This is a genomic window from Nocardia coffeae (assembly GCF_019890715.1).
Taxonomy (GTDB): Bacteria; Actinomycetota; Actinomycetes; order Mycobacteriales; family Mycobacteriaceae; genus Nocardia; species Nocardia jiangxiensis.
This window is the reverse complement of the sequence record NZ_JAINZY010000002.1, coordinates 760,527-773,983: the sequence shown is the minus strand read 5'-3', so window position 1 is coordinate 773,983 and position 13,457 is coordinate 760,527. Positions and strand designations below refer to the sequence as shown.

The 13,457-nt window shown below is 67.3% G+C and carries 13 protein-coding genes; 2 read left to right on the top strand and 11 right to left on the bottom strand.

Annotation, left to right across the window (positions count from 1 at the left end; genetic code table 11):
* The 10 genes from K7711_RS12660 to K7711_RS12615 form a co-directional block, all read right to left on the bottom strand.
* Window positions 1-1,050: an LLM class flavin-dependent oxidoreductase gene (locus K7711_RS12660; RefSeq protein WP_222968836.1), complete on the bottom strand. Its 1,050-nt coding sequence runs from the start codon at window positions 1,048-1,050 to the stop codon at window positions 1-3.
* 35 nt (window positions 1,051-1,085) lie between these two features.
* Window positions 1,086-1,928: a 1,4-dihydroxy-2-naphthoyl-CoA synthase gene (menB, locus tag K7711_RS12655; RefSeq protein ID WP_222968835.1), complete on the bottom strand. Its 843-nt coding sequence runs from the start codon at window positions 1,926-1,928 to the stop codon at window positions 1,086-1,088.
* Between the two features lie 8 nt (window positions 1,929-1,936).
* Window positions 1,937-2,695, bottom strand: coding sequence for an SDR family NAD(P)-dependent oxidoreductase (locus K7711_RS12650; protein WP_222968833.1), 759 nt, complete (start codon window positions 2,693-2,695; stop codon window positions 1,937-1,939).
* Window positions 2,696-2,734: 39 nt separating this feature from the next.
* A complete protein-coding gene (locus tag K7711_RS12645) occupies window positions 2,735-3,964 on the bottom strand; it encodes an acetyl-CoA hydrolase/transferase family protein (RefSeq protein WP_222968831.1) in 1,230 nt (409 codons plus the stop codon).
* On the bottom strand, window positions 3,964-5,163 hold the full coding sequence (locus tag K7711_RS12640; protein ID WP_222968829.1) for a thiolase family protein: 1,200 nt from the start codon (window positions 5,161-5,163) through the stop codon (window positions 3,964-3,966). Before K7711_RS12640 ends, K7711_RS12645 begins: the two co-directional genes overlap by 1 nt.
* Window position 5,164: 1 nt before the next feature.
* Window positions 5,165-5,956, bottom strand: coding sequence for an SDR family NAD(P)-dependent oxidoreductase (locus tag K7711_RS12635; protein ID WP_222968828.1), 792 nt, complete (start codon window positions 5,954-5,956; stop codon window positions 5,165-5,167).
* The gene (locus K7711_RS12630) at window positions 5,956-7,122 is read right to left on the bottom strand and encodes an acyl-CoA dehydrogenase family protein (RefSeq protein WP_222968825.1); all 1,167 of its coding nucleotides are present in this window, start codon (window positions 7,120-7,122) and stop codon (window positions 5,956-5,958) included. The genes K7711_RS12635 and K7711_RS12630 overlap by 1 nt, the downstream gene beginning before the upstream one ends.
* A gap of 64 nt (window positions 7,123-7,186) precedes the next feature.
* Window positions 7,187-8,254 (bottom strand): acyl-CoA dehydrogenase family protein, encoded by a 1,068-nt coding sequence (locus K7711_RS12625; protein ID WP_222968823.1) that lies wholly within the window; start codon window positions 8,252-8,254, stop codon window positions 7,187-7,189.
* Window positions 8,255-8,263: 9 nt separating this feature from the next.
* Complete coding sequence (locus K7711_RS12620; protein ID WP_222968821.1) at window positions 8,264-10,210, bottom strand: AMP-binding protein; 1,947 nt, start codon at window positions 10,208-10,210, stop codon at window positions 8,264-8,266.
* Window positions 10,211-10,223: 13 nt separating this feature from the next.
* Entirely contained in the window at window positions 10,224-11,411 is a 1,188-nt protein-coding gene (locus K7711_RS12615; RefSeq protein ID WP_222968819.1) for an acyl-CoA dehydrogenase family protein, read from the bottom strand.
* 67 nt (window positions 11,412-11,478) lie between these two features.
* Between K7711_RS12615 and K7711_RS12610 the strand changes: the two genes are divergently transcribed.
* Both K7711_RS12610 and K7711_RS12605 read left to right on the top strand, forming a co-directional pair.
* Window positions 11,479-11,940 carry an FAS1-like dehydratase domain-containing protein gene (locus K7711_RS12610; protein ID WP_308014665.1) on the top strand — a complete coding sequence of 154 codons (462 nt, stop codon included), beginning with the start codon at window positions 11,479-11,481 and terminating at the stop codon, window positions 11,938-11,940.
* Complete coding sequence (locus K7711_RS12605) at window positions 11,940-12,356, top strand: MaoC/PaaZ C-terminal domain-containing protein (RefSeq protein WP_222969356.1); 417 nt, start codon at window positions 11,940-11,942, stop codon at window positions 12,354-12,356. The genes K7711_RS12610 and K7711_RS12605 overlap by 1 nt, the downstream gene beginning before the upstream one ends.
* A 97-nt stretch (window positions 12,357-12,453) precedes the next feature.
* On the opposite strand, the gene K7711_RS12600 is transcribed toward K7711_RS12605, so the two are convergent.
* A complete protein-coding gene (locus K7711_RS12600) occupies window positions 12,454-13,431 on the bottom strand; it encodes a quinone oxidoreductase family protein (protein WP_222968815.1) in 978 nt (325 codons plus the stop codon).
* Between the last annotated feature and the right edge of the window lie 26 nt (window positions 13,432-13,457).

Here is a 13,457-nt window from a genome sequence, read left to right as displayed (position 1 = left end):
TCACACGGACACGCGGTCCGCGAGGTGAATTCGCAAGCCTGCCAGGATCTCGGCATTGACCGCCCGGGTCTGGTGATCGCTCAGGCCCCACGGCGGCGGCACCAGGTCGAGGTGGTCGAAGCCCGCCGGGATCCGGGCCAGCGCCGCGGGAAACTCGGCCGGCCGGCACACGATCGCGATGGTGTCGACGATATCGTCGGTCACCGCGTCGATGAGCGCCTCGTGGTCGCGGTCACGGGCGGCCTGGCGGATCTTCTGTTGCTCGGCGCTCCACCCGTGTAGTTCGAACAGCCGATCGTAGACGCGGGACGCGGCGTACTGACCGATGGCGTAGGCCGCCTGACGGCGTGCCAGATCGACATCCTCGTCGATCGCGCACATCCGGATGCCCATCACGGTGACCTCGCCCGGATCACGCCCGGAAACCGCTGCGCCGACAGCGATTTCGTCGGCGACGGGCCCGCGGACGTAGTCCGCGGTGAACATCGGATGCCCGACGATTCCGTCGGCCAGCTCGCCCGCGGTGCGCAGCATCAGCTTGTTCACCCCCGCGATCCAGAGCGGGATCTCCGGCCGGATCGGTTCGGGGACATCGGATGTGGGCGAGATGTGCACGTGATAGAAACGGCCGTCGTGATGAACCGGCCCCTCGTGCAAGCGCCACAGGGCTTTCAGCACGGTGAGCAGCTCGGCCATCCGTGCGGCAGGCGCCTCGCCCGGCACACCGTGCCAGGACTCCATCATCGTCGGCGTTCCGTTGCCGAGGCCGAGAATGATTCTGCCGTTGGACAATTCGTCCAGATCGCGGGCCTCCGCCGCCCACATCAAGGGGCTGCGGCCCACGCCGTAGGCGATGTTCGTGCCGATGCCGATCGTGCTCGTCCCCGCAGCGAGCGCCGCCATCGGCACGGTGGCCGAGCGGCTGTACAGCTCGCTCGTCCACACCGCCGCGCAGCCGACCTCCTCGGCCTCCCGGGCCAACTCGGCCATCGTCTCGAACCGCCCGGGGCCGCGACCGACCCCGAATGCGTTGACCCCGAACGTCGTCATCGCCGGATCCTTCCATTGTCTCGAGCTCGACTGTTTCAGGCTCGACGGGGAAACCGGTCGAACTCCGGACGCCGCTTGGCCTTGAATGCCTCGCGGCCTTCTTGTGCCTCTTCGGTGGCGTAGAAGAGCAGATTCGTGTCGTGTGCGAGTTGCTGAATTCCGGCGAGGCCGTCCTCGGCCGCATGGAAACTCGCCTTCATCAACCGCAACGCCATGGGCGAGAGTTCCATCATCCGCCGACACCACGCGAGAGTCTCGGACTCCAGATCCGCCAATGGGACAACTGTATTCACCAGGCCCATGTCCAACGCCTCGGTGGCGTCGTACTGCCGGCACAGGAACCAGATCTCCTTGGCCTTGCGCACCCCGACCATCTGCGCCAGCAGCCCGGCGCCGAAGCCTCCGTCGAACGAGCCGACCTTGGGCCCCACCTGTCCGAGCCGGGCGTTGTCCGCCGCGATCGTGAGGTCACACACGATTTGCAGCACATGCCCGCCGCCGATGGCGTACCCGGCGACCATCGCCACGACGGGCTTGGGCAACCGGCGGATCTGCACCTGCAGATCCGTGACGTGAAACCGGCCGACCGCATCGGGCCGGTCCGGATCGGTGAGGTAGCCGGTGTCGCCGCGCACTCGCTGGTCGCCGCCGGAGCAGAAGGCGCGATCACCCTCACCGGTCAGCACGATGACACCGATCGAGGGGTCTTCCCGGGCATGGGTGAGCGCGTCGGAGATCTCCACCAGCGTCTGCGGGCGGAACGCGTTGTGCACCTCGGGCCGGCAGATGGTGATCTTGGCGATTCCGTCGGGGGTGCGCGAGTAGTCGACGTCGCCGTAGCGGCGAACGGTCGACCATTCCTGGTTGTTCTCGGTCACCGCGCGCCCTACGCCATCGTCAGGCCGCCGCTGACACTCAGCGTCTGCCCGGTGATGTAGCCGGTCTCGTCGGAGGCGAAGAACGCCACGGCCGCAGCGATATCCGACGGCTGCGCCAGCCGCTTCATCGGCACCGCACGGGTCATGCCGCCCAGCACCTTGTCGGCGTCCTGTCCGGAGTTGTCGGCGAACTTGCGCAACGCGGGGGTGTCCGTGGGACCGGGGCACACGGTGTTGACGGTCACGCCCTTGGTGGCGACCTCACGCGCGAGGGTCTTGGTGAAGGCGATGATCCCGCCCTTGGCTCCGGAGTACACCGCCTCCAGCGACGACCCGACACGCCCGGCATCGGAACCGATATTGATCACCCGGCCGAAACCACGCTCGACCATGCCCGGTACGACGGTGTGATTCACCCGCAGGGCGCCCTTGAAATTGATGTCCAGGATCTTGTCCCAGAACGCCTCGTCGGTATCGAGGAATTTCATGAAATCGTCCCAGCCCGCATTGTTCACCGCGACCTCCACCGGGCCCAGCGTCTCGGTGATCTGTGCGACGGCCGCCTGCACCGAGGTGGTGTCGGTGACATCGATCGGCACGGCGATCGCCTGGCCACCGGCCGCGGTGATCTCCTTGGCCGTCTGTTGCGCCACTTCGAGATTCAGATCCGCCACGGCGACCCGGAACCCGGCCTCACCCAGCCTGCGCGAGATTCCCGCACCGATCCCCTGGGCTCCGCCGGTGACGAGCGCTACCCGATTACTCATGATTGTCGATTCCTTTCGATGACAGATGTGGTGATTGCGTCAGGAGGCGAGCTGTACCGCGTCGGCGAGTTCGTCCCGGAACTCCGGCGCCGCAATGGCGATCAAGCGGCGACGGCGTTCGGCGAGCGGCTGGCCACGCAGGTGCGCGACACCGTGTTCGGTGACCACGCAGTCGACGTCGGCGCGCGCCGTGGTGACGACCCCTTCGTCGAGGCCGAATTTGATGGACGAGCGTCCACGTACGGTGGAACGCAGCGCGATCACCGAGCGTTTCCCGGTCAGTGCCGCCGCTCGGGCGAAGTCGACCTGGCCGCCGACCGCGCCGAGATACGTTCCTCGGCTCATCTCGGCGCCGACCTGGCCGGTCAGGTCCACCTCGATCGCGAAATTGATCGCGACGAGCGTCGAGAGTTCGGAAAGCACTTGCGGCGCATGGGTGTAACTCGTCGGGCGGAACAGGATGGGCAGCTCGGCGACCCGGGCATACAGCTCGGCCGATCCCAATGCCGTTCCCGCCACCGAGAATCCGCGATCGAGTTGCTTCCATCCACCGGTGATCACGCCCTTGTCGATCAGCCGGAGCACGCCGTCGGTGATCATGCCGGTGTGCACGCCCAGATCGCGATGCCCGCTCAGCGCGTCGAAGACGGCCGCACCGATGGACCCGATGCCGACCTGCAGCGTGTCACCGTCGTCGACCAGGCCGGCGATATGGGACGCGATGACGCGATCGACGTCGCCGATGGGACGGCGATCTTCCTGCTGTAGCGGGCGATCGGTCTCGAGCACCGCGGCGAAGCGGCTCAACGGAATTCGTGGCGAACCGGGGATCACCGGCATCCGCCGGTTGATTTCCGCGAACAGCAGTGGGGTGTGCGCGATCGCGTCGGCCATGTAGTCGACGCCGATGCCCAGCGAACACATCCCGTCCCGGTCGGGCGGCGACACCTGCAACAGCCCGGCATCACACGGCAACCTGCGTTCGGCGAACATCCGGGGCAGCGCCGAATAGTGGCACGGCACGACCTCGAGCCGGTCGGTGGCGCCCAGCTCCCGCAGGGCGCCCAGGCCGCCGTAGGAGACCATCGTGTCGGTCGGCGACATCGATTGCGCCAGTTGGTCGTTCCAGCTCAGACCGGTGAACAGGCGCAGCGGTCCCGCCTCCGGCGCCTGGGCGAGCAGCTCGTCCACGAGCGGGCGCGGCTCCGCGGCGGCCTGCCCCCACCAGACGCCCATTCCCGCACGCAGCTGCCCGCCGAAGTCGACCATCAGTTCACCCGTTCGATGAGTGTGCCGGTACCGAGCCCGCCGCCGCAGCACATGGTCACCAGGCCCAGATCGCTGTCCCGCCGTTCCATCTCGGACAGCAGAGTGGCGATCAGCCGGGCTCCGGTGGCGCCCACCGCATGACCGAGGGCGATCGCTCCGCCGTTCACGTTGACCCGGTCCATATCGGGCTTCAGCTCGCGCTGCCAGGCCAGCACCACCGAGGAGAACGCCTCGTTCACCTCGAACAGGTCGATGTCCGCGACCGCCAAACCGTTGCGCTCCAACAGTTTGCGGGTCGCCGGGATCGGTCCGGTGAGCATGATGATCGGGTCGACTCCGACGGTCGTCTGGTCGGCGATCCGGGCGCGGATCCGCAGACCGTGACGTTCGGCCGCCTCCCGCGTGCACAGCAGAACCGCTGCCGCGCTGTCGCAGATCGGGCTGGAGGTGCCCGCGGTGATCCGGCCGTTCTCGGCGCGAAAAACGGTGCGCAGCTTGGCAAGCGTCTCGAGGGAGGTTTCCGGGCGCACGGTCTGGTCGCCGGTGCGCACCTCGCCATCGAGTTCCATCCGCACCATCTCGGCGGTGAATCGGCCCTCGGCGATCGCGTCGGCGGCCAGGGCGTGCGAACGCACCGCGAACTCGTCCATTTCGGTGCGCGAGATGTTCCAACGCTCGGCGATCAGCTCGGCGCTCTCGCCCTGGGTGACGAAGTCGTAGCGCTCGCGCAGCGCCGCAGGCCACGGCTCGCCGTACAGTTCGCTGATCTTGGCCGGGGAGTTCATCGGCACGTGCCCCATATGCTCCACGCCACCGGCGATCACGATGTCGTGCACGCCCGAAGCCACCAGCGCCGCAGCGAAATTCACCGCCGTCTGGGCCGAACCGCAGCGCCGGTCCAGAGTGGTCGCCGGGACCTCCGCCGGGTATCCGGCCTGCAACCAGGCATTGCGGCCGATATTGCGGGACTGCTCACCGAACGGCGCCGTGCACCCGATGACCAGATCCTCCACGATCGCGGGATCGATTCCCGTACGTCCAACCAGATCCTGGTGGCAGGATGCCAGCATCGCGTTCGGGTGGATATCCCGGAACCAGCCCTTCTCCGGATGCGATTTACCGATCGGAGTCCGCACCGCCTCGGCGATGACGACCTCGCGGCCAGAAGCGGTGAACGGGCCAGTGACTTTCGCACCCACCTCAGATCACCGTCCCGCCGTCGACCGGCAGCACCTGGCCGGTGATGTAGCCCGCGGCGGCCGAGGCCAGGAAGACGAAGGTCGGGGCGATCTCGTCCGGATACGCCCAGCGGCCCAAGGGAATTCGCGCCAGCGTCTTGGCCGCGAGCTTCTCGTTGGTGCGGATGTTCTGCGTCATGGCCGTGGCCGCCAGCGGAGCCACCGCGTTCACGGTGACCGACTGCCCGGCCAGCTCGCGGGCCAGGGATTTGGTCAGCCCGATGATGGCCGCCTTGGCGGCGCCGTAGTTCGCCTGGCCGATCGTTCCGGTCAGGCCCGCCGCGGAAGTGACGTTGATGATCCGGCCGGTGCCGTCCTCGGGCAGGTACTCGAGCGCGGCATGGCTGCAGTGGTAACTACCCATCAGGTGGGTGTCGAGCACCTTGCGGAAGCGCTGCTCGTCCATCTTCGGGAACATCGCCGGAGCGATCACACCGGCGTTGTTCACCAGGATGTTGAGCGTCCCGTTGCCGAGCCGGGCAGCGGCGGCCATCGCGTCGCGGGCATTGTCGCCGTCGCAGACATCGAGGGTGAACGGCTCCGCGACGCCACCGGCCGCGGTGATTCGTTCACTCACCGCGCTCGCCGCGTCCTTGTCGATATCGGTCACCAGGACCGCGGCGCCGGCCGCGGCGAACGCCTCGGCGACCGCGGCGCCGACGCCACCGCCCGCGCCGGTGACCAGTGCGGTGCGGCCCTCGAGGCCGAAGACCCGGATGCCCGCCGGTGCGGGGTTCGTTGCCGAATCGGTCATCAGTAGCTCCTGGGTAGGCCGAGCACGTGCGAGCCGAGGTAGTTGAGGATCATTTCCTGGCTGATGGGTGCGATGCGGGTCAGCCGGGCTTCCCGGAAGTACCGGGCCACGTTGTACTCCTCCGAGTAACCCATGCCGCCGTGCGTCTGCAGCGCCCGATCCGCGGCGTCGAAGCCCGCGTCGGCGCACAGGTACTTGGCGGTGTTCGCCTCACGCCCGCAAGGCTTTCCGTTGTCGTAGAGCCACGTTGCCTTGCGCAACATCAGTTCCGCGGCATCGAGGCGAGCGAGCGAATCCGCGAGGGGGAACTGGATTCCCTGGTTCTTACCGATCGGACGGCCGAAGACCTCGCGGTCGTTGCCGTACCGGACACCGGCCCGCATCGCGGCACGGCCGATCCCCAGCGCCTCGGCGGCCACCAGCATCCGTTCCGGATTGAGGCCGTCGAGAATGTACTTGAAGCCTTGGCCTTCTTCACCGACGCGGTCCTCGACCGGGATCTCCAGGTTGTCGATGAACAGTTCGTTGGAGGTCACCGCGTTGCGGCCCATCTTCTTGATGGGACGGATGTCGACCTTGTCGCGATCGAGGTCGGTGAGGAACAGCGTCAGGCCGTCGGTCTTGCGCGGCGAATCCTCGAAGCGCTGCGTCCGGGTGAGCAGCAGGATCTTCTCGGACTCCACCGCTTTGGAGATCCAGACCTTGCGTCCGTTGACGATGTACTTGTCACCCTCGCGCTTGGCGAAGGTCGTGATCTTGGTGGTGTCCAGCCCAGCGCCCGGCTCGGTGACACCGAAACACACGTGCAGATCACCGTTGACGATGCGCGGCAGCGTGCGCTGTTTGAGCTCCTCGCTGCCGTGCACGATGACCGGGTGCATCCCGAAGATCGACAGGTGCATCGAGCTGGCGCCGTTCATCCCCGCGCCCGACGCGGCCACCTGCTCGAGCAGGATCGAGGCCTCGGTGATGCCGTAGCCGTGTCCGCCGTACTCCTCGGGTGTGGTGATGCCCAGCCACCCGCCCGCAGCGAACGCGTTGTAGAACTCCGTGGGGAATTCGTGATTCGCGTCCTTCTCCTGCCAATACTGATCGTCGAACTTGGCCGCCAGCTCCGCGACCGCGTCACGGATCGTGACCTGGTCCTCTGTCAGTTCGAAATCCACGTCCGTACTCCATCCGTCAACTCAGGCAACTATATCAATGGACTGACCAAAAGCGGAACAGGGGTCAGTCGGCCGACGCAGATTCGTCTAGCAATGCCGCGGCAACCCGTTCGTTCCAGACCCGAGGCGGGCCGAAGAGGGTGCGGTCGAGTTTCGCGCGCTTGTAGAACAGGTGCAGATCGTGCTCCCAGGTGTATCCGATCGCACCGTGCACGGTGAGCGCCGATTCCGCGAGATCCGCGACCGTCCCGGTCACCTGAGCCTTCGCCACCGCGGCGATCATCGGCGCATCGTCGAGTCCGGCATCGATCGCGGCCGCCGCGTACAGCGCCGTCGAATAGGACGCCTCGACCGTCACGAGCATCTGCGCGGCGGCATGTTTGACGGCCTGAAACGATCCGATGAACTGCCCGAACTGCTTGCGCTGCTTGCTGTATTCGACCGCGAGCTCGAGCATCCGCTCCGCGCTGCCCAGCGCGTCGGCGGAGGTCAGCACACCGGCCAGCGCCGCCGTGGCGGACAGCGAGCTTGCCAGCGCCGCGTGCACCTCGATGATCGGCGCGCGGTCGAATTCAGCCCGCCCGGCGACGCGGGAGCGATCGAGCAGATCCTCCCGTTCGACAGCGGCGTCGGACGCGGACACCCGAGCCAGCCCGGGACCGTCCGGACCCGTCACCGGGACGATGAACACATCGGTTTCGAGAGCTCCCAGGACGTGGCGCACCACGCCGGTCAACCGCCCTTCGGTCACGGACAACGGCGCCCAGGTCGGCAGCCGGTCCGCTGCGATCGCAATGGTGAACCGCCGCTCGCCCGCCAGCTGCTGGGCCAATTCCGGTTCGGTCAACAGCGGTGCGGCCAGGGCGGCGGCGAGCCATCGCGAATCGGGTACAGCGGCGCGGCCGAACTCCCGAGCGGCGAGCGCCAGCTCGAGGACTCCGCCGCCCTGCCCGGACACCTCCTCCGGATAGCCGACGCCCCACCAGCCGTCGCGGATCAGGGCCTCGGCGAACGGATTCGCCTCGCCGGAGACCTGCAGCTTGCGCACCGTCTCGGTCGGGAATTTGGCGGCGATCCACTCCCGCAGCGATGCGGCGAACATCTCCTGCTCGTCGGACAGCTCCCAATGCATCGCTTCTCCTCAGCTGGTACTCGGGCGGTGGACGAGATCGCGAATTGCGCCCACCGCCTCGGGGTTCTCCGCACCCGACAGATCACCGGGGTCGGCATCGATGGCGGCGGCGCGCACGGCACGCCGCAGGATCTTGGCCGAGCGGGTCTTGGGCAGGGCCTCGACCATCCACACCTTCGACGGCGCGAATGGCTTCCCCAGGCCGGTCGCAACCAAGCGGCGCAAATCCTCGGACACTCCCTCGGTGTCGACGCCCTTGCGCGGCACCCAGAACGCCCAGACGGTCTCGCCCTTACGGGGATCCGGAATGCCGACGGCCGCGGACTCGGCGACCGCCGGATGCGTCGCCAGGACAGCCTCCACCTCGGCAGGAGCCAACCGCTTGCCCGCGACGTTCATGACGTCGTCGGACCGGCCGAGGATGTACCACTGCCCGTCCCCGTCGGCACGGGCATAGTCGCCGTGACACCAGATCCCACGGAAGGTGGACCAGTAGGACTCCAGATAACGTTCCGGATCGCACCACACCCCGCGGGTCATCGCGGGCCACGGCTGCCGACACACGAGTTCACCGATGGTGCCGCGCAGCGACTGTCCCTTGTCGTCGACCACGTCGACGTCCATACCCAGCGAAGGGCCGCCGAGGGAACAACTCGGGATCGGCTCCACCGGATAGGGCGCGAGGAACGAGCCGCCCACCTCGGTGCCGCCGGAGAAATTGATCACCGGGACCCGGCCACCGAAGACCTCCTCGGCGAGCCAGTCGTACGAGTCGGGATCCCAGGGCTCACCGGTGGATCCGAGAGTGTGTACCGAGCTCAGATCCCGTTCGGCGATGTCGGCGAGCGAGGCGGACCGCAGCGCGCGGATGAGGGTCGGCGAGACGCCGAGCATCGTAATTCGGTGTCGCTGAACGAGATCCCACAGTCGGCAGGTGTCCGGGACGTCGGGCGAACCCTCGTAGAGCAGCAGAGTCGCGCCGTTGGCATGGGTACCGAAGGCTGCCAGCGGACCCATGACCCAGCCCATATCGGTGATCCAGCAGAACGTGTCGCCCTCGTCGATGTCGAAGGAGTACGCCACCTCGGTGGCCACCTTGATGGTGAACCCGGCGTGAGTGTGCACCGCCCCCTTGGGTTTTCCCGTCGTGCCGGAGGTGTAGCCGAGCATCAACGTCTGCATGGCCGGGAAGGGACGGAATTCGTAGGGCTCGGCGTCCAGGAGCGAGGCCCACGGTGTCACGGTGACATCGGCGTCGGCGAAATCCAGTGCGTCACCGATGTTCTCGACCGTGATCACCGAACGCACCGAGGGCGTCTGCGCGAGCGCCTTCGCCAGTTCGCCCGCCATCGCGACCTTCCGGCCGCGGCGTAGCGTCCCGTCCGCGACGATCACCGCCTTGACCTGCGCGTCGTTCAGCCGGGAAGCGATGGCGGGAGCGGCGAACCCGGAGAACAGCGGCACGATGATCGCGCCGATTCCGGCCGCGGCGTAGCACGCGACGATCGCTTCGGGAATCATCGGCAGGTAGATCGCTACGGTGTCGCCTTCTCCCACACCGAGACCGGCCAGTCCGGTCGCGGCCCGGCCCACCTGTTCGGCGAGTTCGCCATAGGTGATCGTGTGCACGGACCCGTCCTCGGCCTCATGCACGATCGCCGCCCGATCAGCGCTGTCGTCCAGCCAGCGGGTGAGGCAGGCGTCCACCGCGTTGAAGGTGCCGCCCACGAACCAGTCCGGGAATTCGACTCCCTTCGACAGATCCAGGACCGAGTCGTACGGCGTCGCGAACGGAATGCCCAGATCGTTGATCGCGGCGTCCCAGTACCAGGACACGTCCGCGGTCGACCGCCGCCGGAGTTCACCGATCGAATCGATGCCGTGCGCCCGCGCCAACCGGGTGACGTTCGCGTTCTCGATGTATTCGGGTGTCGGATTCCACACGTAGGTGCTCATCACGCCGCCTTTCTCAGCTGCGGGGCATTCCGAGCACGCGCTCGGCAGCGATGTTGCGTTGGATGAAGGTCGAGCCTCCGGCGATGGCGGTTCCGCGGGCCTGATAGGCCAGGCGCAGCCAGCGCTGCTGATCGCGGTCGGCCGAGTCGGGGTCGTCCGCGAGGCCGAATTGCCCGCCGAGTTCGGCGATTTCGAGACCGAAGTCCGCGATGTCCTCGACCAGCGGGCAGAAATAGAGCTTGCCGATGGAGGTGACCGGCCCCGGGGGCTCACCGGACGCCGCGCTGGTGATCACCCGCTGACCGATCAGGTAGTGAGTCAGCGCGCGGCCGTACAGATCCGCGATGCGCTGGCGCACATCGGATTTGCCGCTCAGCACCGCACCCTGCTCGTCGGTCTTCTGCTTGACCTGCGTGATCAGATCGCTCACCGCGCGAGTGGTGTTCACCCGCCCGGTCGCGATGCCGACCCGCTCGAAGGCCAGCGTCCCCATCGCGACCTTCCAGCCGCCGTCGACCGCGCCCACGACCGCTTCGTCGGGCAGGAAGACGTCGTCGAGGAACACCTCGTTGAACTCGGCCTCGCCGAGCATGTGCGCCAGGGGACGCACCGTCACACCCTGCGACGACATCGGCAGCAGGAAGTAGGTGATGCCCTTGTGGCGATCACCACCGCCGGTGCGCGCCAACAGGATCGCGTTGTCGGCGATCTGCGCGCGCGAAGTCCAGATCTTCTGGCCCTGGATCCTCCACCCGCCCTCGGCCTTGGTCGCCTTGGTGCGCAACGAGGCGAGATCCGAGCCCGACTCCGGTTCGGAGAACAACTGGCACCAGATTTCCTCGCCTGTGAGGATCGGCTCCAGATAACGCTGCTTCTGCGCATCGTCACCGAAGGCCACGATGGTGGGCCCGGCGAAGTCCTCGCCGATGATGTTGAGTCGTTCGGGCGCTGCGGCCCGGTCCATCTCCTCGTTGAAGATCGCCTTGATCTTCGCGTCCGCACCGGCGCCACCGAATTCGACAGGCCACGACAAGCCGGCGAAACCCGCATCGAACAGCGTGCGCTGCCACACCGACCAGAACTCGCGCTTGTCCTCGAGCCGCGCGGGTTCGGGCCAGGGCAACGTCGGCAGGGTTTCGGTCAGCCAGTCACGAATGCGGGTTCGGAACCGCGCTTCGTCCGGCGAATCGCTCAGATCCATCTCCACCTCCACATGTTTACGGACCAACGTTACAATAGGTCAGACCAAAAAACCAAGGGAGGTGACCGTGCCGAGTTCCACGGTTCGGGAGTTGTCCGTCGGCAGCACCCTCGACGTCGTGTCGTTCGAGGTGGAGGCCGGGAAAGTGCGAGAGTTCGCCACAGCGACGCATACCGACGATCCGGCTCATACCGACAAGGAAGCCGCTGCCGCAGCGGGGTTTCCGAATGTCCTCGCCACCGCGACACATGTGGTCGTGGCGGGCCACCATCGAGATCAGCAACAGTTCGTTCAGGCGCTGGGCCTGGCGATCGAGCGGGTGGTCGTGGGTTCGGTGGAGTGGCACTACACCCGCCCGCTGGTCGCCGGCGACCGGCTGACCGGCACACGACGAATCGCCGACGACACCACCCGCGAAGGCACACGCGGCGGCACCATGCGGCTGGTCACCCTGGAGACCCAGTGGGTCGACGACTCGGGCGAGACCGCGGTGACCCAGCGTGAAGTCCTGATCGAGAAAGGCGCATGATGACGCGACCACCGACAACACTGAACCTCGGCCGGCAGCTCGAGACCAAGCGGATCGGGCCGATAACCCAGACCGATATCGTCCGATTCGCCGGTGCCGGTGGGGATTTCAATCCACTGCACCACGACGGCGACTACGCGGTGCGGGCCGGATTGCCCGGCGTCATCTCGATGGGCCAGATGCAGGCGGGCATTCTCGCGGCCTGGGTCGCGGACCTGGTGCACGTCGAGCATCTACTGACCTACTCGGTCCGGTTCGCCTCGCCGCTGAGTATCGGCGAGACGCTCGAACTCGGCGGGACGGTCGAGACGATCGATAGCACCACCTCGATCGCGACCCTCTCGTTGCACGCGAAGTCCGCCGGCCGAGTGGTGATCACCGGCGGCGCACAAGTGCGAATCCTGTTGCCCCAATAGAGTTTCGCGACATCCTTGCTCGACCGGAAAACTCGGGAGAGGCGGCGTCCCAGTGGTACGCCGCCTCTCGCCCGGTCCTAGCGTCCGGATCGCCTCGCTAGGGAACGAGCACGATCTTGCCGAACAGACCACCGGATTCGAGCCGTCGATGCGCCTCGGCGGCATCGCTCAGCGGGTAGGTCGCGGCGATGGCCGGTGGTGCGACCCTCCCGGTCGCGACCAGGTCGAGCAACCCCCGGAAGTCCTGCGGCGAGCCCATCGTGGTGCCCAGCAGGCTGTACTGGCCGAAGTAGAACCCTCGCACATCCATATCGGCGCGTTCGGCGACGTTGGCGCCCAGGACGACGATCCGGCCACCCGGCCGCAGTGCCTGCACCGAACGTTCCCACAGCCCCACCGGATCGAGGATCACATCGAAACCGTCGCCCGCCGGAGCAAGGGCCTTCGCCTGCCGCGGCCAGTCGTCATCGCTGTGCAGCACTCCCCCGGCCGCGCCGTTGTCACGCGCTCGGGCCAGCTTCTCCGGCGAGGACGCGGTCACGAACGTCTGTGCGCCCAGGGCGTTCGCCAATGCCAGCGCCATCGTGGCGATACCGCCGCCCGCCCCGATGACGAGCAGCGATTCGCCCGCGCGCAGCCCGGCCCGGGTGACCAGCGCACGGTACGAGGTGACCCCCACCAGCGGCAACGCCGCCGACTCCGCCCAGGAAAATCCGAAAGGCTTGGGAGCCAGGCATTCCTCCGGCACACAGACGCGCTGCGCATAGGTTCCCGGAATCCGGTCGCCCAGAATTTCGAACTCCGTCGACGGAGCGGTCGAACGCTCACCCCAGAACAGCGACGGCAGCACGACCACCTCCTGCCCGGTGTCGGTGCGCACCCCCGCACCGTCCGCACCGGGGGTGTGCGGCAGGGGTGACCGGTATCGCCCGCGGCGCACGAGCACGTCATGCCAGTTCAACGCACTCGCGCGCAGATCGACCGTCACCCAGCCCGGCCGCGGGACCGGGTCGTCGATCTCGCCCGGCGAGAGTTGCTCCGGGCCACCGTAATTCGACATCACGATGGCTTTCACCGGCTCACCCGCCACCTGGTCACCAT

What these genes read in the sequence shown, in the direction of transcription:
- K7711_RS12615 (WP_222968819.1), bottom strand. Translation starts at nt 11,411, where the DNA reads ATGGATCTGAGCGATTCGCCGGACGAAGCGCGGTTCCGAACCCGCATT.
- K7711_RS12625 (WP_222968823.1), bottom strand. Translation starts at nt 8,254, where the DNA reads ATGCATTGGGAGCTGTCCGACGAGCAGGAGATGTTCGCCGCATCGCTG.
- K7711_RS12650 (WP_222968833.1), bottom strand. Translation starts at nt 2,695, where the DNA reads ATGAGTAATCGGGTAGCGCTCGTCACCGGCGGAGCCCAGGGGATCGGT.
- K7711_RS12660 (WP_222968836.1), bottom strand. Translation starts at nt 1,050, where the DNA reads ATGACGACGTTCGGGGTCAACGCATTCGGGGTCGGTCGCGGCCCCGGG.
- K7711_RS12605 (WP_222969356.1), top strand. Translation starts at nt 11,940, where the DNA reads ATGACGCGACCACCGACAACACTGAACCTCGGCCGGCAGCTCGAGACC.
- K7711_RS12635 (WP_222968828.1), bottom strand. Translation starts at nt 5,956, where the DNA reads ATGACCGATTCGGCAACGAACCCCGCACCGGCGGGCATCCGGGTCTTC.
- K7711_RS12620 (WP_222968821.1), bottom strand. Translation starts at nt 10,210, where the DNA reads ATGAGCACCTACGTGTGGAATCCGACACCCGAATACATCGAGAACGCG.
- K7711_RS12645 (WP_222968831.1), bottom strand. Translation starts at nt 3,964, where the DNA reads ATGGTCGACTTCGGCGGGCAGCTGCGTGCGGGAATGGGCGTCTGGTGG.